The organism is Methylomonas koyamae (assembly GCF_001644025.1).
Taxonomy (GTDB): domain Bacteria; phylum Pseudomonadota; class Gammaproteobacteria; order Methylococcales; family Methylomonadaceae; genus Methylomonas; species Methylomonas koyamae_A.
The window spans coordinates 1-19665 of sequence record NZ_LUUK01000212.1; the positions used below are offsets into that span (position 1 = coordinate 1).

The 19665-nt window shown below is 50.8% G+C and carries 19 protein-coding genes; 6 read left to right on the top strand and 13 right to left on the bottom strand.

Annotation, left to right across the window (positions count from 1 at the left end):
* Positions 1-707, bottom strand: a 707-nt coding sequence (gene mobH, locus A1355_RS21085; protein ID WP_197471873.1) for a MobH family relaxase, incomplete at its 3' end; no start/stop codon positions are given.
* Between the two features lie 131 nt (positions 708-838).
* Between mobH and A1355_RS21090 the strand changes: the two genes are divergently transcribed.
* Positions 839-1303, top strand: a complete 465-nt coding sequence (locus tag A1355_RS21090; protein WP_064031258.1) for a hypothetical protein — start codon at positions 839-841, stop codon at positions 1301-1303.
* Between the two features lie 10 nt (positions 1304-1313).
* A complete protein-coding gene (gene trfA, locus A1355_RS21095) occupies positions 1314-2183 on the top strand; it encodes a plasmid replication initiator TrfA (RefSeq protein ID WP_064031274.1) in 870 nt (289 codons plus the stop codon).
* 638 nt (positions 2184-2821) lie between these two features.
* Here the strand turns inward: trfA and modC are convergent.
* From modC to mobI, 5 genes are all read right to left on the bottom strand, one after another.
* Positions 2822-3892 (bottom strand): molybdenum ABC transporter ATP-binding protein, encoded by a 1071-nt coding sequence (modC, locus tag A1355_RS21100; protein WP_064031259.1) that lies wholly within the window; start codon positions 3890-3892, stop codon positions 2822-2824.
* Between the two features lie 4 nt (positions 3893-3896).
* Positions 3897-4574 carry a molybdate ABC transporter permease subunit gene (gene modB / locus A1355_RS21105; protein ID WP_064031260.1) on the bottom strand — a complete coding sequence of 226 codons (678 nt, stop codon included), beginning with the start codon at positions 4572-4574 and terminating at the stop codon, positions 3897-3899.
* Positions 4575-4586: 12 nt separating this feature from the next.
* Positions 4587-5390, bottom strand: coding sequence for a sulfite exporter TauE/SafE family protein (locus A1355_RS21110; RefSeq protein ID WP_064031261.1), 804 nt, complete (start codon positions 5388-5390; stop codon positions 4587-4589).
* A 1-nt stretch (position 5391) separates the two neighbouring features.
* Positions 5392-6162, bottom strand: coding sequence for a molybdate ABC transporter substrate-binding protein (gene modA, locus A1355_RS21115; protein ID WP_064031262.1), 771 nt, complete (start codon positions 6160-6162; stop codon positions 5392-5394).
* A 422-nt stretch (positions 6163-6584) separates the two neighbouring features.
* A complete protein-coding gene (gene mobI / locus A1355_RS21120) occupies positions 6585-7070 on the bottom strand; it encodes a conjugative transfer protein MobI(A/C) (protein ID WP_064031263.1) in 486 nt (161 codons plus the stop codon).
* A gap of 488 nt (positions 7071-7558) precedes the next feature.
* Here mobI and A1355_RS21125 point away from each other — a divergent pair, with 488 nt between their 5' ends.
* The 3 genes from A1355_RS21125 (at position 7559) to A1355_RS21135 (ending at position 13279) form a co-directional block, all read left to right on the top strand.
* Entirely contained in the window at positions 7559-8569 is a 1011-nt protein-coding gene (locus A1355_RS21125) for a conjugal transfer protein TraF (RefSeq protein WP_231883751.1), read from the top strand.
* Positions 8566-10017 (top strand): conjugal transfer protein TraH, encoded by a 1452-nt coding sequence (locus A1355_RS21130; protein WP_064031264.1) that lies wholly within the window; start codon positions 8566-8568, stop codon positions 10015-10017. The genes A1355_RS21125 and A1355_RS21130 overlap by 4 nt, the downstream gene beginning before the upstream one ends.
* 64 nt (positions 10018-10081) lie before the next feature.
* Positions 10082-13279 (top strand): conjugal transfer protein TraG N-terminal domain-containing protein, encoded by a 3198-nt coding sequence (locus A1355_RS21135; protein WP_064031265.1) that lies wholly within the window; start codon positions 10082-10084, stop codon positions 13277-13279.
* A 10-nt stretch (positions 13280-13289) separates the two neighbouring features.
* On the opposite strand, the gene A1355_RS25415 is transcribed toward A1355_RS21135, so the two are convergent.
* The 6 genes from A1355_RS25415 to A1355_RS21165 form a co-directional block, all read right to left on the bottom strand.
* Positions 13290-13889 (bottom strand): hypothetical protein, encoded by a 600-nt coding sequence (locus A1355_RS25415; protein ID WP_064031276.1) that lies wholly within the window; start codon positions 13887-13889, stop codon positions 13290-13292.
* Positions 13890-14011: 122 nt separating this feature from the next.
* Positions 14012-14488 (bottom strand): DUF3368 domain-containing protein, encoded by a 477-nt coding sequence (locus tag A1355_RS21145; protein WP_231883752.1) that lies wholly within the window; start codon positions 14486-14488, stop codon positions 14012-14014.
* Between the two features lie 18 nt (positions 14489-14506).
* Positions 14507-14851, bottom strand: a complete 345-nt coding sequence (locus A1355_RS21150; protein WP_064031267.1) for a UPF0175 family protein — start codon at positions 14849-14851, stop codon at positions 14507-14509.
* Positions 14852-14957: 106 nt separating this feature from the next.
* Positions 14958-15551 carry a FlhC family transcriptional regulator gene (locus A1355_RS21155; protein WP_064031268.1) on the bottom strand — a complete coding sequence of 198 codons (594 nt, stop codon included), beginning with the start codon at positions 15549-15551 and terminating at the stop codon, positions 14958-14960.
* Complete coding sequence (locus A1355_RS21160) at positions 15548-15859, bottom strand: flagellar transcriptional regulator FlhD (protein ID WP_064031269.1); 312 nt, start codon at positions 15857-15859, stop codon at positions 15548-15550. The genes A1355_RS21155 and A1355_RS21160 overlap by 4 nt, the downstream gene beginning before the upstream one ends.
* 18 nt (positions 15860-15877) lie before the next feature.
* Positions 15878-16525 carry a transglycosylase SLT domain-containing protein gene (locus A1355_RS21165; RefSeq protein ID WP_064031270.1) on the bottom strand — a complete coding sequence of 216 codons (648 nt, stop codon included), beginning with the start codon at positions 16523-16525 and terminating at the stop codon, positions 15878-15880.
* A 269-nt stretch (positions 16526-16794) separates the two neighbouring features.
* On the opposite strand from A1355_RS21165, the gene A1355_RS21175 reads away from it, so the two are divergent.
* Positions 16795-18201: a Fic family protein gene (locus A1355_RS21175; protein ID WP_064031272.1), complete on the top strand. Its 1407-nt coding sequence runs from the start codon at positions 16795-16797 to the stop codon at positions 18199-18201.
* Between the two features lie 56 nt (positions 18202-18257).
* On the opposite strand, the gene A1355_RS21180 is transcribed toward A1355_RS21175, so the two are convergent.
* Positions 18258-19448 (bottom strand): tyrosine-type recombinase/integrase, encoded by a 1191-nt coding sequence (locus A1355_RS21180; protein ID WP_064031273.1) that lies wholly within the window; start codon positions 19446-19448, stop codon positions 18258-18260.
* Positions 19449-19665 lie beyond the last annotated feature (217 nt).

Sequence of the window (19665 nt, forward strand, 5' to 3'; positions counted from 1 at the left end):
ATGGCCTGCATGATGTCGGGGCCGGACTCCAGAATGAATGTGCGCGCTTCGCGGGTCAGGACGCGCTCGATTACCAACGCCGAAAACTGTTCATGGCGTTTATGGCGGTTATCCCTCCAACGTAGAAAGTATCGGTCGATCTGATGTCGCACAGCCCAGTCGGTGATGTTTTCATCGCAAGGGTTCCAGGTATGTTGCCCCTGTGCGTCGACCACGGCGATATCGGCGACCGGTTTGCCGATGTCATGCAACAGCCCGGCAAAACAGACCGCCAGACGCCAGCGTAATTCTTGTGCTTTTCGTTCCTTGGGTGATGCTGACGTCGCAAACAAACTGCCTTGGGAAGCCAAGGTCGCCCAATGGGCGACTTCCAGACCATGCCGAAATAAGCCGCCGGCGCCGCGATGGTGATGCGATTCCGACGCCGGCAATAAGTGGCTGAAGGCGGCATAGCGACGTATGACCGGCGCGGCTATGGTCTGATAAAGGCTATCCGGCATGGCCAGCGCCTGTTCGATGGCCGCAATCAACTCCGTTTGACTGGACAGGATGCGCTCCACAGGCGCAGCCGGCAGACCCTTCATGAACGGCGGATAACGCGGCACGTCCTCATCCATCGTTGTCGCAACCGAACCGACAGGCGCGGACTCGACGCCAAACAGACGTTGGCGGATGCGGGCAATGAGAGTCGAAGGCGTATTTTCCATAACGCCGCATCTTGCCGCGAATTTCTCAATCGTCGCTTGCAGCTGACGACGAATTTGACTTCAGCTGCAAGCAGTCCTCGCAAAAGAGTGTTTAGTGTAACGAGCTCCCTTTAATTACCCCTGGAGCTCTCATGAAATCCAAATCGCTCGTAATCCATTGTCTTATGTCCGCAGTGTGCGGCTCGGCCTGCACTTCACTGAATCGGCCTGATGTCTCCGTCAGTGAGTTCGTCATCGAATCGATTGTTCCGGTTCAGCCTGAACAACCCTGGCGCCTGGATAATGCTTGGCAGGCACGCGGATTAGGCGGTTCAGTGCTGCGAGCTGCAGCGCTGGAACACGTCGTTAGGCAAATCGATCAGCCGCTTGGTGTTTACGTTGCAAATGACGACACCCTAGATCGCGGTCTCAATGTCAGCACGCGGCACATTCCAGATAGCCCGGATGACGATGCACAGGACATCGAACGCGCCTGGCGAAAATATTGCCATCATCAGCTCGATATGACACCGCAGGAGCAGGCCTTAGTCAAAACCATGCCAATTCCGCACAACGTGCTGAGCCATGGCTGCAATCCTGGCAGCCTGAAGAAGTGAGGTGGTCGTCATGGACAGAAATACCACCAACCATTCGCTCGATAATCTCACCGAACGTTTTCAATCTCTGACGGAGCGGAAAAAGGCCAAATTGCGTGTTGTCGAACCCTTGAAGTCTTTACCCAATTGGCCATCGGCAATCCGCGGAACGCCCAATGCCTGTTTACGGAGCGCATTGTTCGCCGGCATCCAAGGTAAGGAACGCATTGCTTACAAAAAACGCACCCTGCTGGCTGCGGTCGATGGCATTGAGGTTCGCTACCTCGGCATACAACTCAATCAATCGGATTTGGATGTTTGGATGCAGATCGTGCACTTGTCAAGGCAACAATTACCGGGATTTAGCGTGACCTTCAGCGCTCATGCCCTGTTGACGGCATTGGGGCGCGGTAGTGGTAGAAGCCAACATGAATGGTTGAAAGAAGCTATGGCCCGCCTGGGCGGCGCCTTTGTCGAAATCACTTTTCACGGCCGGGATGCCTTCGGTGAAAAAGGCTTCTTGCGCTATTACCGTGATGAACGGACGCAGCGCTACGTAGTGGAATTGACCGAATCCATGCTGCGCCTGTTCGAAGAGGGCTACACCTACATTGAATTCGAACAGCGGCAGAAATTGCGCAAGCAACCCTTGGCCTTGTGGTTGCACGGATTCTTGTCGTCCCATGCGGCCCCGTTTCCGATGAAAATTACCACCATTCACCGACTCAGCGGCAGTGGCTCGAAAACCCTGCGCGATTTCAAATATCGGCTGGGTAAAGCGTTGGAAGCCTTGGTAAGTATTGGCACTTTGGCTAGCTTTGAATTCGCTGATGATATCGTGAAGATCAAACGCCAGCCGACGCCCAGTCAACAGCGTTTTCTGGACGAGCAGCAGCACTAAAAAAGCACGGCATTAGACCGACGCTATTTTGGGTCGGTCGAAGCCTCTCGATACGGCATTAGGCCGACGCGGATACGGCATTAGACCGACGGAGGCACGGCATTCGGCCGACAAGGTAACGGCATTAGACCGACGGGCACGGCATTAGACCGACAAAAAGCACGGCATTAGGCCGACGTTTGACACGGCATTAGACCGACGCTTAGAGCAAATTGTAAAATCGCTGCAGGCCTTGATATTCGTTGGCTTCAGCGATTATTTTAGACTGAAAATCGAGGGTGCTAATCTATATATAATCTTTATTTAATCTATATAAAGGGACTGGTGATTACATATTTTGTTTTCGAAACGAATGCTAGTGAGGCGTTTGTCACTTGGTCGCCTATGGCATCATCGCCCTTGGCCGTCGTGGTTCGGCCTCAAGCAGCCTGTCATCCGATCTCTTTAAGTGTGCGTCAGTTGCATTCAATAAAAAAGCAGACATTAATTCTTTAAATTTAGTCGTTTCGGACAGACAAAACCCAAAGCCCAAAAAGCCAATGCCAACTGCCAGAGGCTATCTGGGGTTTATGAATGGTGTATCAGGGGAGAATTGTCCTTAAAAAAGAAATTGTCGCTCATGACAATCAAGTATCCCTCTATTCCATTAACGCCACCGATTTAACCTGAACCCAAACGTCTTGACCGATGGTTAGGCCTAAATCAAAGGCCGCCCGTTTCGTTAACCGAGAAACTAATTGGCTGCCGCCTATCGACACCCGCACTAACGCAAGTCCAGGGTGTTCATCCTCGCCGATGGCATCCACGTGTCCCTGCAAAACGTTTTGAATGCTGCTGTGGCTGGGCGGTGCGTTGGCCATGCTTACATCGCGGGCCAGCACTCTGACACGCACGCGGCGGCCGACCGGTAAACCATGGTCTCGCGTCCACAGGCTGCCGCCGGGAAAATCCACCCGCGCGAGTTGCCAATGACTGTCTACTGCGCCTATTTCCGCTGCGAGTACGGCTCCGGCGTCTTCACCCAAGTGAATGGGTAAATCGATTCGGGCCAGAATATCGGCCAACGGTCCGGTTGCCGTCGCTTTGCCCGCATCCATGACCACCAAATGGTCGGCAAGCCGGGCCACTTCATCGGGCGAATGGCTCACGTAGAGTACCGGAATATCCAACTGGTCGTGGAGCTGTTCCAGGTAGGGTAAAATCTCCTGCTTGCGCTTGACATCCAAAGCCGCCAGCGGTTCGTCCATCAGTAAAATTCGAGGGTTGACGACCAAGGCTCGGGCAATCCCAACCCGTTGGCGCTCGCCCCCGGAGAGGCGATCCGGTTTCCGTTCAAGTAAATGGCCGATACCCAACAACTCGATCACTTGATCCAGTTTAGCTGGTTCCGACCCAGCAACCCGCTTTAAACCATAACGCAGATTGCCCAGAACCGTTAAATGCGAAAACAAACTGGCTTCCTGAAACACGTAGCCAATTGGCCGTTCGTGAGTAGGCTTCCATTCCTGCTCGCCTTGCCAGATTTGGCCATTGACGGACAGATAACCGTGCGATGGCCGTTCAAGGCCAGCCACGCAGCGCAGTAAAGTGGTTTTGCCTGAACCAGAATGGCCGAATAAGGCCGTTACGCCGCGTCCGGGAATGGTCAGATTGACATCCAAGGTAAAACTCGGCCAATCGATCCGGAAACGTGCGTTAATCATATCCATACCGTCAGCACTTTTTCGGATTCGGTTGCCAAATATACAGCGACAGCAAAACCAGGAACGAAAACACCAGCATCATCGCGGCCAATTGATGGGCTTGCGCATATTCCAAGGCTTCGACATGGTCGTAAATTTGCACTGATGCCACGCGGGTAGCGCCGGGGATATTGCCGCCTATCATCAACACCACGCCGAATTCGCCGACGGTATGTGCAAAGGTCAAGATACTGGCACTCAAAAAACCGGGTAACGCCAGCGGTATCGCCACGGTAAAAAAGGCATCCAAGGGTGAAGCCCGCAAGGTGGCGGCGGCTTCTAACGGCCGGTCGCCAATGGCTTCGAAGGCGTTTTGCAACGGCTGCACCATGAACGGCAGCGAGTAAAATACCGATGCCACTACCAGCCCCCCAAAAGTAAACGGCAATAAGCCCAGTCCCAGTGTTTGTGTCATGTAGCCCAGCGGCCCATTCGGTCCCATCGTCAGCAACAGATAAAAACCCAATACCGAAGGTGGCAGCACCAAGGGCAAGGCGACAATGGCGCCAATCGGGCCTTTCCACCTGGTTTTTGTCCGGGCCAGCCACCACGCCAGCGGCGTGCCGAACATTAATAAAATCAAGGTGACGATGCCTGCTAGGCGAATCGTCAGCCAGACCGCTTGAAAATCGCTATCGGTCAAAATCATGGTTTTAATCGGTCAGTGATTGTGTTGAAAGGTTTTGATGGCGGATACCAACAAAATCGCGCCAAGTAGCGTCAATAAAAGATTCGTTGGTATCTGTCCTAGCAAAAAGCCACCGATGGCCGCGCCGAGAATGGAACCGGCAATCATCCAGGCCAATAACGCTTGTTCCCGGCGCAAGATGGCGAAGGCATCGGAACGGGTATAGCGGGCGAAGCCGACGATCATGGTGGGTAGGCTGACGCTCAAAGACAGGCTACCCGCCAGTTTGATGTCCAAACCGTACAGCAGCACGATGGTCGGAATCAGCAACTCCCCGCCTGCCACACCCAACAAGGCCGCCACCATGCCGATGCCAAAGCCTGCTATCAGGCCCAGCATCCAGCGCGATAGATCGTCATCGAGCAAAGCGTCGGTAGGGTTGCGCCAATCGAACCAAGCTTCGGATAGCATCAGTACCGACAAACCGGCCAACAGCCACATGATGATGCGATTAAGCAAGGTACGTGGCATGGTCATGGCATGACCCGCCGCCCACCAAGCGCCAACCAGACTGCCCGCCAGCAGATTCAAGCTGACATCGACGTGTGCCAGTTGTGTGGTGAACGGTATGTGGCCGGCTCTAAAAATCAAAGCCGAACTGACCACAACCAAACTCATGGCCTTGTTCAGAATGACGGCTTCCAAGGTCGGCAATTTGAAGAATCCCACTAATACGGGCAGCCGGAACTCAGCGCCGCCCAAACCGATTAAGCCGCCCAATGTGCCAATCAATGAGCCCGCAATGAAACTTTGGGTATTGCGTAGCGACGGCCTCATGTTAGTGGGCTACCGCTTCGCCCGGTAATACAAAACCGTATTTAGTCATCACCGCGCGAACGTCGGCGCTGCTCATGTGCTCGGCAAAGCGTTTGGCCAAGGCATTGTTTTCGGCCCGTTTGCTGATAATAAAGCCTTGCTCCAACGGTCCGTGCAGATTGTCGGGGATTAGCCAGTAACCGCCTTTTTGGCTTAATTCGGGGTTGCCCGCCAGCGACAAGGCAATAATCCCCACTTGCGCGTTGCCGGTCTGCACGAATTGTGTGGTTTGCACGATGTTTTCGCCAAACACTAGCTTGTACTCCACTTGTTCCCAGAGGCCCGATGCGCGGAGCGCTTCCTCGGCCCGTTTGCCATAAGGCGCATGTTTGGGGTTGGCGATGGCGATGCGGGTGATACTGGGGTCGTTCAGGCTGGCCATCGACATTTTGGTCGCATCCATGCTGGCACTCCACAACACGATACGCCCGAGTGCGTAGGGTTTAACCTCGGAAGCCGCCAAACCGTTCTTGACCAATTCGCGGGGAAAACCAATATCGGCAGAGAAGAATAAATCAAACGGCGCACCCTGTTGAATTTGGGTGTTGAAATTGCCGGATGAACCATAAGCCACATCAATCTGGTCGTCGGGATTGGCTTGCTTGAAGCCGGTAATAATCTCGTCCATGGCAAACTTAAGATCGGACGCGGCAGCGATGGTGATTTTTTCCGCCTGCGCCGCAATGGAAAGCAGGGTTAGAGCAACGAACAGAAAGTGTTTGGCAAACTTCATAGTGGTTCCTTGGCTAAAGTTAAAGTATAGAAATTGTTCAAACGGCTCATCCATTAGACATGAATGTCTGGCTTCGTAATATATTAGAGACTATAACGATGTGCCAAGCAAAATTGATACCACTGTCCGCCACAGATAATTCTGGAATTGAATCGATGATTAGTGAATTGTTTTTACAATAAAAACCAGTAGTACTGTAATGTTTTAGAGCGAAGCCGACGGTAAGACTGCTAGGGGCTTATCATTCAAAATGTTCCATTATTGTAATGATTCGCACCAATTGGGTTTTTCTAGCATTGATTGGTCATCACTCAGGAATAATTGATCCCCAAGGAATAGTCAGTTACAAACCGTTCAAATTCTTGAGGCAAACGACAGTTGATTGCATATGGCCGAAGGGGAACCATAAATACCAGTCTGGTTTATTCGCGTAATGCTTGCTTTTGTACGGCTTCAATTACCCTGCAATAACGCTGCACCGCATCGCGGATTTTTCCCAGCTGATCGAGCTGTTGCCGAATATGAGCAAACTCGGTTTCCAGTTCTTCGACCAATTCCGCCTCCCAGACAGGCTCCCCCTTCAGCAGGTTGCCGAGCGGATAACGATAGCCACGGCCTTTCTTAACGTACTGCGCAATTGGCCTGGTTTGACCGTTTTGCCGCAACGTGGCCATGCGGTACCACTCGATGCTGAATGCACGTTGGTTTTCCCGGCAGCGGATGCGGACGCCGATTCGGCCCGATTCGCTTTTGTTGTGTTTCTGGCGCTGGCTTTTCAATTGGCGCCAATAATCATCGACCAGCACTTTGGCTTGTGCCTGGAGATGATCGCAGCGGGCTTGGGTCCAATGCAGTAGGTCTTGTTCGGTGAGAGTGGACTGAGTGTTGACAGGTTGTTCGCTGGACATGAATTTTCCTAGTACTTAACTGTAGGGATAGACATGGACAATGCCTAACGGGATTTTCTGTTAATTGAGAGACTTGGAAAGCGCCTTAGTGCATAGTTATTTGCACCTTAAATGCCTACCGCAGTAGGCATTTCACTGTCATTTTCTGGCTGGTTCATTTAGGCATTGCCTTGGCAAAATGGCGTGATTCATGCATATCTAGGAAATAACTTCGGCTTTCAGGCCGATTACCGTTGCCTCGTTTCCCTACTAGCGTAGGTAAAGCGAAAGTCGATTTCCTATTGGGATTTGCGGGCCATCGTTCGTTCGCAATAACGCCGGCATTTTAGGCAACCGACATGGGATGCCGATTGCAGTTGACGCCGAATTTGCGATCGTCTGCCGTTACGGTCGGATTCTGCGATAGCTTTTCGAACCATCTTGCAGTTGATGGCGTTTTCGTCGTCAGCTGCAAAAGTCGCTGGGAAAATCTGACGGACAATGGCGCGATGAACCGAAATGCCATTTCTTTACCGATCATCTTGAGCTTGTGTCTCAGAGCCTCGCTGGCGATGGGTAAGGACGACACGTCCGAAGTTTCCTATTTCGTCGACAAGCAGCGCGGCTGGTTTTGGTATGAGGTGTTGCCTGAGCCGGTTAAAAATGCCCAACCCGAAATTCAAGACGATCAGCAAAAGCCCAAACCTGACAGCAAACCGCCCAGCGTCGTTCAGGCTGAAATTGAACCAAAAACACAAGCCCAGCCCTCTGCAGAGCCCCAACCGCTATCCTCGGCCTGGTTGAAGCAAAACCTTGAGCATTACCTGAACCAGGCCATCGACGATCCGAGTCCCGAAAACGTCGCCGCGTTTTATTACCTGCAACGGGTGATGATGGACAAAGCAGAGCGCTTTACCAATGCCGCCCGCTACGTGGTGATGTCAGATCCACAACTCGATGAAACGGTGCGCCGGCCGGTGGCAACTTATGCGGCCAATGAAGCCAATCATCAAGCCAGCGTGGTGGCCGAGCGTGCCTTGAAAGCGATTTCTGCACAAGCAGGAATCCTGTTTTTCTTTCGGTCCGATTGTCCTTACTGCCATGTCCAGGCACCGATTCTGGCGATGCTGGAAAACGCTTATGGATTCAAGATTTATCCCGTGTCGTTGGATGGTTTACCGATGCCGAACGGCTTTTTCAGTGAGTTCAAACGGGATAACGGTCAGGCCGCGATGTTGGGCGTCGAACAAACCCCGGCGCTGTTCATGATGAAACCGCCCAAGCAAATTGTGCCGTTGGCGCAAGGCGCGTTGTCGTTGGAAGAAATCACCGGACGGATTCTGCTGGCCGCCAAGGAAGCGGGATGGATCGATGCCTCGCAATACCAAACCACTCAGGGTATTCGTAACACGCCGATGCTGTTACCGGCCGCCGGTAGCATCAGCCCTGCGGTCACTCAAGATCCACTGTCACTGATCCAGGCATTGCAACGCAGTGCGCAAATGAGGAGCACGCCATGACGTCGTTTACGGTTCGATTACGCTATCGCCAAGTCGTCGTATTGATTTTGTTGGTTGAGAGCTCCGTTCCAGCCTATGCCGACCTGCAACAGGAAATGGATAGCATGTTCGGCACCATGACCAATTTCACAGCCCCAACGGCCCATTTGGGACAGCGCCGTGGCGTGATTACCGGCGGCAGCCTGGTGGCTCGCAATGGCATCACCAACACCAACTTGGTTTCGTTCGTGCCGCCGTCGTTCAGCGCTGGCTGCGGAGGCATCGATTTGTTCGCCGGCAGTTTCAGTTTCATCAATTTCAACCAGTTCGTGCAATTGATGCGCAACGTGGCGGGCAATGCGGCGGGCTATGCGTTCCAGTTAGCGGTCGGTGCCATGTGTCCCTGGTGCGCCTCGGTGATGACCGATCTGCAAAAGAAAATCCAGGAAATGAACCAGATGTTCAGCAATTCCTGCCGGCTGGCGCAAGGCTTGGTGAACGATACGGTCAAAGCCTTCGATCTGCAAAGCAAGACCAATTTGTCCAATGCCTCATTTACCCAAGGCATTTCGGATGTGTTTTCCAGCTGGACCAACACCAGTACCTTGGGCGATCCGGTACAGCAGGTCAAGCAAAACGACCCTGCCGACATGACCAAGATCATTCAGGGCAATCTGGTCTGGCGGGCCTTGGTCAATCAAAATGCCGGCGGTTGGTTTCGGTTTGGTGGCAACAGTTTGCTGGAAGCGGCGATGAGTATTTCCGGCACGGTGATCGTCGATGCCCCGCAAGCCGCGCCCGACGGCAAAGGCGAAAACAATGCCATCAGCGCGCCGCCGCCAGTGCTGCGGATCAAGGATCTGATGTACGGCAATGACGCCGGAAATAGTTATCAAACCGTCAGGATGTACACCTGTTCGGATGGACACGATGCCGATCAGTGCCTCAAACCCATTGTCCAGAACGTCAATCTGGTGGGCTTGAAGCAACGGGTGATGGAGATCTTGTTAGGATCGGCCAATTCCGGCAACGGTTTGATTTACAAATTCTCGACCAACAGCGGTCAAATCACCGACAGCGAAAAAGCCTTCATGCAAACCGTACCGGATGCCATCGGCGGCATGATCCATAACCTGGCAAGGGAAGATGCCGGCATTGCCAGGATGTGGGCCGAAGAAGCGGCGCCGGTGATTGCCTTGGAACTGGCGCAGCTAATCGTCAACGAATTGCTCACTGCCGTGCAAACCGCCGCACACATGAATGACCATGCCTACGCCAAATTGCTGATGGATGCCTTGAAGGATGCCAGGGAGCAAATCCAGGACGAATACGTCACCATCGCCGGTCGCTACGGCAATCCACAAACCTTGATGGCGTTTTACCAGCAATTGATGACCACCGTGAAGCCCAAGCACTACGGCACGGTGGCGCAATTGCCGGCTTCCGGGGTGGCTTGGCCAAGTCCTTAAACGCTCATTACTTCCGTCTCCAAGCTATGCATTTCACCCACGTTGTTTAAAAGGCAGGCCGCCCATGTTTGAAATCTTCTCCGTGGGCGATTCCGCCTATTTGCAAGCCGTCCTCAATGCGATCGCGATGATTTCCGGTACCGGCGATTACCGCACTGCCGCAGCCGTGGGTGGTTTGATCGGCGTCATCATCGTCATGCTGCGGGCGTTGTTGCAATGGGATGGTCGTGGCATTCGTTATCAGGATTTATTGTTGGCTTACGTGTTGTGGTTGATGCTATATGCGCCGTCGGTGCAGGTGTCGATCGAGGATGCCTATACCGGTAGCGTGGTGGTGGTCGACAATGTACCCTTGGGTCCGGCAGTCGTGGGTAGCGTGATGTCGAACATGGGCTATCGAACCACACGCTTGTTTGAGCAGGGCTTTGGCACGCCGTCGATGACCGGCAATGGTTTTGCCGACAGTTTGCAGACCTTGACGGCGGTGCGGAAGAATTTGTTGTCGCGGGTGAATTTAGGGGCGGCCAACGTGCCGAATGCCGGCAGCGATATGGAAACCTCATTTGCTAATTACGTGCGTGAATGCACCTTAACCAGTGTCGATCTAAACCAGAAATCAGTAGATGCCATTTTGCGCGATGCCGATCCCTTGAATGCCATCCGCTTCGATTCCGACATCTATATGACCCAAATCTATGTCGGAGGGCAACCACAAACCAAAACCTGTACGGATGCCTGGGCCGATTTGAGCGTGGTGGCCAATGGCAATTTTGCGACAGCGCTGGAAGGGTTGTTGCAACCGACCTTGGGCGTACCGGCGGCGGCCGACACGGTGCCGAAAATCCAGGATGCATTCGATGCGTTGGCCGGTCCCGGCGTTATCGATGCGGCCGATTACATGCTGATGTCAGCTATCATGCCGATGTTCGAGAAAGGCGTCATCGGTCGGCATGAGGACGGCTTGCATTGGAACAAGGCGGCGATGGTCGAGCAAGCGATTCAGCAACGTAATACCCAATGGGCCGCCGAGCAAACCCTGTTTGCCAAGATTGTACGGCCCATGATGGCCTTCATCGAAGGCTTGAGTTATGCCATTGCCCCGATCATGGCCTTCGTGGTGATGCTGGGCAATGTCGGTATCCGGATGAATATCGGCTACTTCTCGATGTTGTTGTGGATCCAATTGTGGATGCCTATTCTGGCGGTGATCAATCTGTTCATCCAGATGTCGGCCGCCGGCAAGATGGCGGCGCTGACCACCGCTACCTACAACTTGCCGTCAATGATGGGCATTTATCAGCTGGACATGGAGTTGCAGCAATGGCTGTCGATCGGCGGCATGCTGGCGGCGTCGACGCCGGCCATTACCTTGATGCTGATCTACCGCGGTGCGGTAACGGCGACGCATTTCCTGGGACGGATGGACGGCGGGGATTACGTGAACGAGAAAATCGCCACGCCCGATGTGATCAGCCCGGCACCGGTCTTGAATGCCCAATCGCAACATCAATACAGTCCGTTGTCGGCGGTCACCCAAACCGGAGTCGACAAGGTCCTGCCGACCTTTACCGCCGGCAAGGACATGAGTACGGCCGTGTCGTCGGCCTATTCCGCATCGGAACAAGCCACCAGCAGCTTCATGCACAGCGTGTCATCCACGGCCTCGAAATCGGCCAGCATCACCAGCGATGCCTTTGACAGTCGGTCGCTGGGCAATCAAATCGCCAGCAGTTCCAGTTATACCGATGCCTATAATCGTCAGTTCGGTGAAGCCTTCGCCAAGAAGCATGCAGACACCGGTATTTCCGCGGATCAGTTCTCGGCACTGGTTGCCGGCAGCGCCAACGCCGGCGCCAAGCTGGGTAGCGACCAATTGAGCGGCGCAATCTCCGGTCGCTTGCAAAACGATTTCAAAGTCAGTCAGGATAAATCCGATGCTATTGCCGCCGACATCAGCCAGACCGTCAACGACAGTCAGGGTTATCAAGCCGGCTTGGCGAAAAGCCTGGCACTAGATGCGCAAACCGGCACCCGTAATGTGGCGTCCATGGGCTTACAAAATCAATCGCTGTCTTCGTTGCAACACAGTGCAACCGACGCGGTATCCGCCAGCGAATCCTATCAACAAACCCTATCGGCCCAACAACGCTTCGGAACGCAAGCCAGTTTCGGCGCGGCGGAAACCGGTTACAAAATCGCTAATGACAACAGGTTGATGGAGCGCCTGGATCGCACGCTGGATCAATACGGTTTGCGAGGCGATACACAGCGATTGGCCTCGCAATGGAAAGCCGCCGGTTGGATTAGCGATGCCGATCAGGCCTATGCCGCCGCTGGTATGTCGTTATTGACCGGCTTCTCCTCACCCAGTTACCGCACGCTGGACGATCAGCAATCGCACCACGCGCAACTCTCGGGTTATCAACTGCTCGGCGATGCTTTTAATGCGCCGCAAGCCGATCAAAGCTGGAATGCCAGCCGGAATGAATCCCTGAAAGCCAGCGCTCCGGAAGCTGGCAGGGTTCAGGCATCAGTCGAACAGGCCAATCTCAAAGACCCACGCGCTGAAACCGAATTGCTAAATCAGCGTGCTCAGGCGCATATTGGTTCAGCGACGGAAAAAATTGCCGGCGGCGAAGCCCATATCGACGCACAACATGATCGTAATTTGGCAGAGCGTGAACAAAATTCAAGAGAAGGTTTCGGTCAATTGGCGAATGTCAAAGCGGGGCACTTTAGGCAATCGATTGCGGCAGCGGCCAATGACACGCCTTCGGTAGCGGAGGCAACATACGATTACCTGGGAGGGAGTATTTATAATACCGCCAAGAATATCGAAGCCGTGGGTTCTTCTGGTGCTGAAAGCATTAAAGAATTTACTTCAAATACTACAGAAGCTTACTCGAACGGAGCAAGCTTTTGGGATTCCGTAAAATACGGAGCCTCTAAATCTTACTCCGGTTTTATTCAAACTACCCAGGCTTGGGCAGACCAAAGAATTAATGAAATCGGTGACAAATTAACGCCAAGTCAAAAAACATATTACCGAGCAGCAATGTTTGAAGCATTCGCTGGAATATCAGTTGGTGGAGGATATAGCGGAAATTTGGCCGCAGCAAAACAACAATTGATCAAAGAGGAAGGAGACATTGATGGCAACAATATTTCAAAGTTATTGATGAGTGCAGCCGGCCAAAATCGCATGGATCTTATAGATCAGATTAGTAGCTTTAATCGAGCTAGAGGACTAATTAATTATTAAGAACCATGAATTATTTGTTGCGAAGAATTTGTCCAAAACCAACAATAAGCCCTCGCAGAATCATGGCAAATGAGAGCATAATAATTGGTACGGTAAGTTCATTGTTAATACTCCCCAGTACCCAGGCTACAAACACTAAGGTAGCCCAATAGTAATTACTTTCATGGGAAAGACGATTTGCCAATTGTTCAATACACTGAAAAACTAATTCTGCTAATGCTAGAGCAGTAAAAGTAACGAAACCAAAAAGGGCAAATGTAGAAAGTGTTTCAGGCAGCATGTCTTTTGAACTGCCCATGAATGTTAATCCAAATAATCCAGCTGCCAAGCTAAAAAAATTAAAGTGCTTTGTAGTTAATGTGCGGGTATGAAAACGCTGCAAAAACTTCTGTAATCCACTCGGAAACCGCGCAAACGTTGCGCCGCAAAATGGGCAAATCGATTTTGTTGGTTGTCCATAATAGGTAATGACGCGCGGCACCATGATTCGATGGCATTCGGGGCAATCGACAGTTGCATGACGGCCATTAAACATTGAGTGATTGGATCGAGATTGAATCGACTGGCTGGGGCGTTTGAACCGATCTGAGAGTGATGACTGTGAAGACATTGTATTCTCCATGCTTAAGGGGTTGGGCAATCCTATCGCGAATGAACTAACGCTCCAAGTAGGTTTTTTAAATCAAAGCTATTTCAACAAGGCAAAGAAAGATGACCTGCATATCGAACGGTTTACTCGCCGACACTTGCTAAAATTTTGTTGATCACGGTAGCCGAAATTCGAAAATCCGAACGGTGCAAGACTTCAAAAACGGCTCGAGCCGACGCAATCAAACCTCGCTTTTTGGCTAGCCCGATGACAGCGGCAGTACCGACCACTTGGAGTTGATATTCTTTAGCCACAGCCCGGCCGGCACGTTCGTCCATGATCAGCAAATAGTTTTCGGGTGACGATAGCGCGATGTTGATGCAATCCGTTTCACCAGCGTCCAGATCAATGTCTAAACAAGGTGTGATGGATTCATGCCATACCGTTAACCAACCCGAATCGAATGCGCGAGCCAGCGATTGTTCACCCGGCGCCGATTTGCCCGGTAACACTTCTTGTTTCACCGATTCGGGTACGAAAATCTGGCCAAATAACTGGGGTAGCCAGATTAAACCATCCACCAACGCCAGTCCAATCAATGGACTGGCATCGACAATCACTTTTTTGACCATCAGCGTTCAGGCTTGGTTTAGCCACTGGTCCAGGGTGTCTAAATCATCCCCAACTTCGTCGGCCGTTTGATCTATGACGGGGATACCCAAGCGGGAGACATGAGCAATAAAATTGGCCAATGGCATATCGGCCAGTTTGGCGGAGCGGGCAAGGGACAGATTGCCGTCCTTGAAGAGTGCCGTTGCCAAGGCTTTACGCACACCCGGCATACCAATGATTTTTGCGGATTTGAGGCCGACCATCACGGCATCCGGTTCGTTTCGATTCATGACCAGAACCATATCATCGTGAGCCATACGTAACGCTTCGCTAGGGTTGTTCTTTAGACCGCTGACATTCACTGTTTTCATAGCCTGATTACATAGGAAGATTGGATGGGTGGATTATAAGCCTATGAATGAAAATTGATGCAACAATGTGAAGTGGGATCGACCTGCCTTGACAACGAATCGACCGCTATGGGACTAAGTAACTAGGTCTGACTGTCCCTAGGATCAGTTCCTCGTTGATCGCTATGGATTTAGGGATTTGGTTTAGCACGCACATTTGGCAGACCTGTTGGTATTTACAGCCATGAATAACCAAATAAGGTGTATGGCAGGTCGTACAGTAAGGTAGTTCAGCGAGACCGTCTTTCAGAGCCTCGATGATAATCCAGGCTTCATCGAAATTCGCAGGCCGTATGCGGCCAAACGGTCGGCGTTCTTGAATATGGTTTGGATAAAATGCGCAAAAAGTGTCCCAGGCAAATACCATGGCATTTAGGTCTATTTCTGCTCTGATAGCGCCTGAGCAAGCGCTTCGATAGATTGAAGCAAATAGGGCCATGTAAAGAAACGACTCGCGTGACTGCGGCATTGCCATAATGCTGGGGACCAGTCCCGCCACTGGGCTTTCGCGGTGCATCGAAAAGTAAAGGTTACACAATTCTTTAGGGCGCAGGGTTTTGATGACCCGGCTGGCCAATTTGGTACGCAACTTTCGTTTCAGCAATTGATAGGCCCAATACTGATCTTTGAGTCGAGCAGCAAAAGGGCAATGGTCGCTCATGACTCTGGTGAAGGGGAGGACAAAAGCGTCAGGAGTTCGATGGTTCGTGCGTCGAGTGCATTGGGATCTTCATTTTTTTCGACGTTTAGAAATTTGCTCCATTTATGAGGATTGAAACGGGGGACAAAGGTCAGGCAATCACTTCTAGCCAAGCTTTTTAATTGTGCGAGTGGCATCTTTCGGAGTAACGAAACCGCTTCGGTCGTTAAGCCTAAGCAGAACATGGCTTTCTGTTCGCTGCCGGAAAAAATTAAGGATTGAGCGACGATAAGGTAGTCGAGATTGAGTTTGTAGAGATTCTCATCCATTCTGCAATCCTCGATTGGCTAAAGAATTGCACGAATTTGATTTGCCAGGGCAATAACTTTCCGTCCGTACTGGATGGCTGCCGGCTCATTTTTCCAACTGTAATATCGGCCTATGCCATGTGCAAGATTGCCAGGCACTGATTGGATGGCCTCGGAGAGTACACTTGCGCCGATTTCGAGATTGGTGCTTGGTATCAAGAGTTGCTCTGGTCTCGCAACACGGTGGCCATGCCACCGAAGATTGACTTGCATCATGCCAACGTCGATATTGCGTTTACCTTGATCCATCAATTGATTGAGCAATGCTTCGGCTTCCTGCTGGCTGCCAGGAATATAGGCGTTGCCAGCGTTATTGATGGCCCAAGGCGAGGGTATGACTTTATTCTGGTCATCGTTTTTTCGCGATTCGGTGAGCGCAACGGCATAGAGAATGTAGGGGTCAATGCCATGTCTCCGAGCAATATGGCCCCATAGCGTGTTCCATAATGTGGTTTTTGAACCAGGAGACTGTTGGTTGCTGCTGTTTATTTGAACGGCTCCATCAGCCATTGATTCCATGGGTTGGCTGATGATGCAAAAGCCGACAAACATGCCAATCCGTATATGTTTAACAACGTTTTGAAATGGAAACTGAAGCTTAAGGTTTTTTGAAGGAATATTGCACATCGCAAGCTCGCCGTAATGGTCTTGATGCGAGTTTACGACGTTGCCAAAAATTCTATACGCTCGAAAAACCCCTCTTTTCGCGGTTTTTCGCTAGTCATCGGATTTTGGCCTTGCTTAGTCTTGCGGTCGGTACGGAGCGTGATGACTGGAGCGGGCTGAAGTTGGATTAAGTTTAATCGTGCAACCAAGATGTTTTTATGGCGCGATTTTTGGTTTAATGACATATTAAATGGCGCATTAAAACTAATCGCGACACAAAAAATGAAATCATGCCAAAAATAGTCCCATCAGAAGAGCTGGAACGAATCGAAAAGCTGATTGCTCAATATCCCGAAGGTATTGGCGCGAAAGACATTGCGCAATGGCTAGATTTCGAAATTAAGGGCCGCACTTTACAACGTCGATTGGCCACATTGGTGGCAGAGCGTCGCATTGTTAGCGAAGGCGATGGACGAGCACTGAAGTATAAAGTAGTAAAGCCTGGTACGGGTATCGCCACAGTTGATGGTGTGGATGACTCAAACCGGCATGGCGTTGACGAAGTTTACATTCCCATTTCGCCTGAAGGCGAAGAGATCAAGTTCTTTATTCGTCAACCACGAACTCAAAGGCCTCCCGTCAGCTACCAACCGGATTTCCTGGGGCAGTACTATCCAAACCACACCTATTACTTATCAGCTGGTTTACGCGAACAATTACATACCCTGGGCAGGTCGCCGTCTGAGCAAACCCCGGCAGGAACCTTTGCCCGTGACATTCTGAATCGCCTGCTCATCGACCTTTCTTGGGCTTCTTCCCGATTGGAAGGCAATACCTACAGTCGACTGGATACCGAACGCTTGATTGAATTCGGTCAGGCCGCTGACGGGAAGGATGTCATGGAAACCCAGATGATCCTCAATCACAAATCGGCCATTGAATATTTGGTACGCGATACCGAGCATGCCGGCGTCACAACTGAAACCATCGTTGCCTTACATGCTTTTTTATCGGATGGTTTGTTGGCAGATCCGATGAGTTGTGGCCGCCTGCGCAATCGGGCGGTCGATATCGGCGGCAGTGTCTATTTGCCGATTGCGATGCCGCAACGGATTGAGGAGTTGTTTGGGATTGTCATGACCATGGCGGCGGAAATCAACGATCCGTTTGAACAATCGTTTTTCCTGATGGTGCATTTGCCTTACTTGCAACCCTTCGAAGACGTCAACAAACGGGTTTCGCGGTTGGCGGCCAACATCCCGCTGATTCAACACAATCTCTGTCCACTGTCCTTTATCGATGTGCCTCAACAGGCTTACGTGGACGCGGTCCTCGGTGTCTATGAGCTTAATCGAATTGAATTGTTGAGAGATGTCTATATCTGGGCGTACGAGCGTTCATGCCAGCAATACGTGGCCGTAAAGCAGCAGCTCGTGCCGCCGGACATCGTTCGATTACGTTATCGAAACGAACTGGCTGAAGTGATACGAGCCATTGTCCGGGATGGACTGGAGACAGATGACGCATCGATCTTGGCTGGCACTCCGAATTCCGTGTCTCAGGACGACAAGCAGAAATTTATTATTTTGGTACAAAACGAACTCAAAACGTTACATGCGGGAAATGCTATCCGTTTCGGCTTGCGTCCTCTAGAGTTTTCGGTATGGCAGGAAAAAGGAACAAAATTCTGTGATTGAATTGAACCAACAAATAACTAAGGGCTAATTTTTTATTGATCTAATAAAAATCAACACTACGTGTTTTTATCTCCATTCAACTCGATTAAGTGGTTTTCCCATTTTAGTAAGGCGCTTCGTTTTTCCTGTAAATAATCATATCTATCATAATGTTTTGAGCTTACATCATTTAGAGCATGATTTTGTATCCTATCTCTGATGCTTTTTTCAATGCCAATTTCTCCCATACGAGTCTTTACTGTTCTTCTTAAATCTCTCGGGGTAAAAGTATCGATGCTGCTTATTCGCGTGATTGCGTGAGCCAAAGACGTTTTGTGTATCGGTTTTTCTTCGTTATATCGACTTGGAAAAAGATAATCAGAGTTTCCAGAATACGGCCATAATTTATCAAGTAATTTTTTAGCTAACGGAGTAATAGGTAATATCAGCCAGCGTTCGTTTTTCACTCGCTCTGGCGGGGCGCTCCAAATCATAGTGTCAAAATCAAACTCATGTTTCATTGCGCCGCAGAGCTCCCAAGATCGACAGCCATATAGCAGTAATAGTTTTGTAGCCAGATGGAATTGCTCAAGAAGGCATGTTTCGTTCCAAAGTACTTTTATTTCGGAAAATGATAATGCTCTTTCTCCAGCAACTTCCGCACTGGTATCTTTTGGAATTGCATCGACAGGGTTGGTTTGTATTTGAAAGGTAAAATCATTTGATAGGTTTTTGGGGTCGTTATCATGATAAACCCCTAATTCAAATGCTCTTCTTAAGTATGATCGAATCCGATTAGCTTGAACATTCGAGCCTCGCGAAATAATGGTGTGAAGTATTTTTCTTATATGGGCTGGCGTTACGTCTTTGGCTTGTAAGTCCAAAATGTCTTTACAGTTGTAATGAAGATCGGCCTCGACTTTTTCAAAAGTTCGCTTTCCTGAATCAACCATGTGCTTGATGTAGTAATCAAACAAATCGGCTACGCTACCAAGTCTCAGCTCAATGCGGGATTGTGGGTCAATCCCTCGATCGATCTCCCGTCTCAGTTCACGACACTTATCCCTTGCCTCAGATAGGCTAATCGATGGATACCGTCCTAGGCTTGCGAATTTTTGTTTACCATCTGGACCTGCATACTGAATAAAAAAGGTTACGCTTCCAGCTGGCGTCACTTTGACGCCAAAGCCTTTATCGGGCCCTTTTTCATAAAGTCTATATGCCGACGGTTTTGCCTTAAGTCCTTTGATCGATTTGTCAGTAAACATAATTTCGTGGTCACTTTGTGGTCACTTGAATTCCGCAACATAAGGTCACAGAATGAAACAACCAGGAACGGAAGATGTGATAAAGTTCAATATAATCGGGCATTTAGGAATGTTCTGCAACCTACAGAAATACATGGAAACATGGTCTTTAGCGACTGTTAATCACTAGGTCGGCGGTTCGAGCCCGTCCGGGGGAGCCAAATAAATCAAGGGCTTA

Coding starts and splice junctions, on each gene's coding strand:
- A1355_RS21135 (WP_064031265.1), top strand. CDS start 10,082: ATGTTTGAAATCTTCTCCGTGGGCGATTCCGCCTATTTGCAAGCCGTC.
- modA (WP_064031262.1), bottom strand. CDS start 6,162: ATGAAGTTTGCCAAACACTTTCTGTTCGTTGCTCTAACCCTGCTTTCC.
- A1355_RS21125 (WP_231883751.1), top strand. CDS start 7,559: ATGAACCGAAATGCCATTTCTTTACCGATCATCTTGAGCTTGTGTCTC.
- mobI (WP_064031263.1), bottom strand. CDS start 7,070: ATGTCCAGCGAACAACCTGTCAACACTCAGTCCACTCTCACCGAACAA.
- A1355_RS21110 (WP_064031261.1), bottom strand. CDS start 5,390: ATGAGGCCGTCGCTACGCAATACCCAAAGTTTCATTGCGGGCTCATTG.
- modB (WP_064031260.1), bottom strand. CDS start 4,574: ATGATTTTGACCGATAGCGATTTTCAAGCGGTCTGGCTGACGATTCGC.
- A1355_RS21150 (WP_064031267.1), bottom strand. CDS start 14,851: ATGAAAACAGTGAATGTCAGCGGTCTAAAGAACAACCCTAGCGAAGCG.
- A1355_RS21180 (WP_064031273.1), bottom strand. CDS start 19,448: ATGTTTACTGACAAATCGATCAAAGGACTTAAGGCAAAACCGTCGGCA.
- A1355_RS21160 (WP_064031269.1), bottom strand. CDS start 15,859: ATGGATGAGAATCTCTACAAACTCAATCTCGACTACCTTATCGTCGCT.
- A1355_RS21155 (WP_064031268.1), bottom strand. CDS start 15,551: ATGAGCGACCATTGCCCTTTTGCTGCTCGACTCAAAGATCAGTATTGG.
- A1355_RS21130 (WP_064031264.1), top strand. CDS start 8,566: ATGACGTCGTTTACGGTTCGATTACGCTATCGCCAAGTCGTCGTATTG.
- modC (WP_064031259.1), bottom strand. CDS start 3,892: ATGGATATGATTAACGCACGTTTCCGGATCGATTGGCCGAGTTTTACC.
- A1355_RS21165 (WP_064031270.1), bottom strand. CDS start 16,525: ATGTGCAATATTCCTTCAAAAAACCTTAAGCTTCAGTTTCCATTTCAA.
- trfA (WP_064031274.1), top strand. CDS start 1,314: ATGGACAGAAATACCACCAACCATTCGCTCGATAATCTCACCGAACGT.
- A1355_RS25415 (WP_064031276.1), bottom strand. CDS start 13,889: ATGTCTTCACAGTCATCACTCTCAGATCGGTTCAAACGCCCCAGCCAG.
- A1355_RS21175 (WP_064031272.1), top strand. CDS start 16,795: ATGCCAAAAATAGTCCCATCAGAAGAGCTGGAACGAATCGAAAAGCTG.
- A1355_RS21090 (WP_064031258.1), top strand. CDS start 839: ATGAAATCCAAATCGCTCGTAATCCATTGTCTTATGTCCGCAGTGTGC.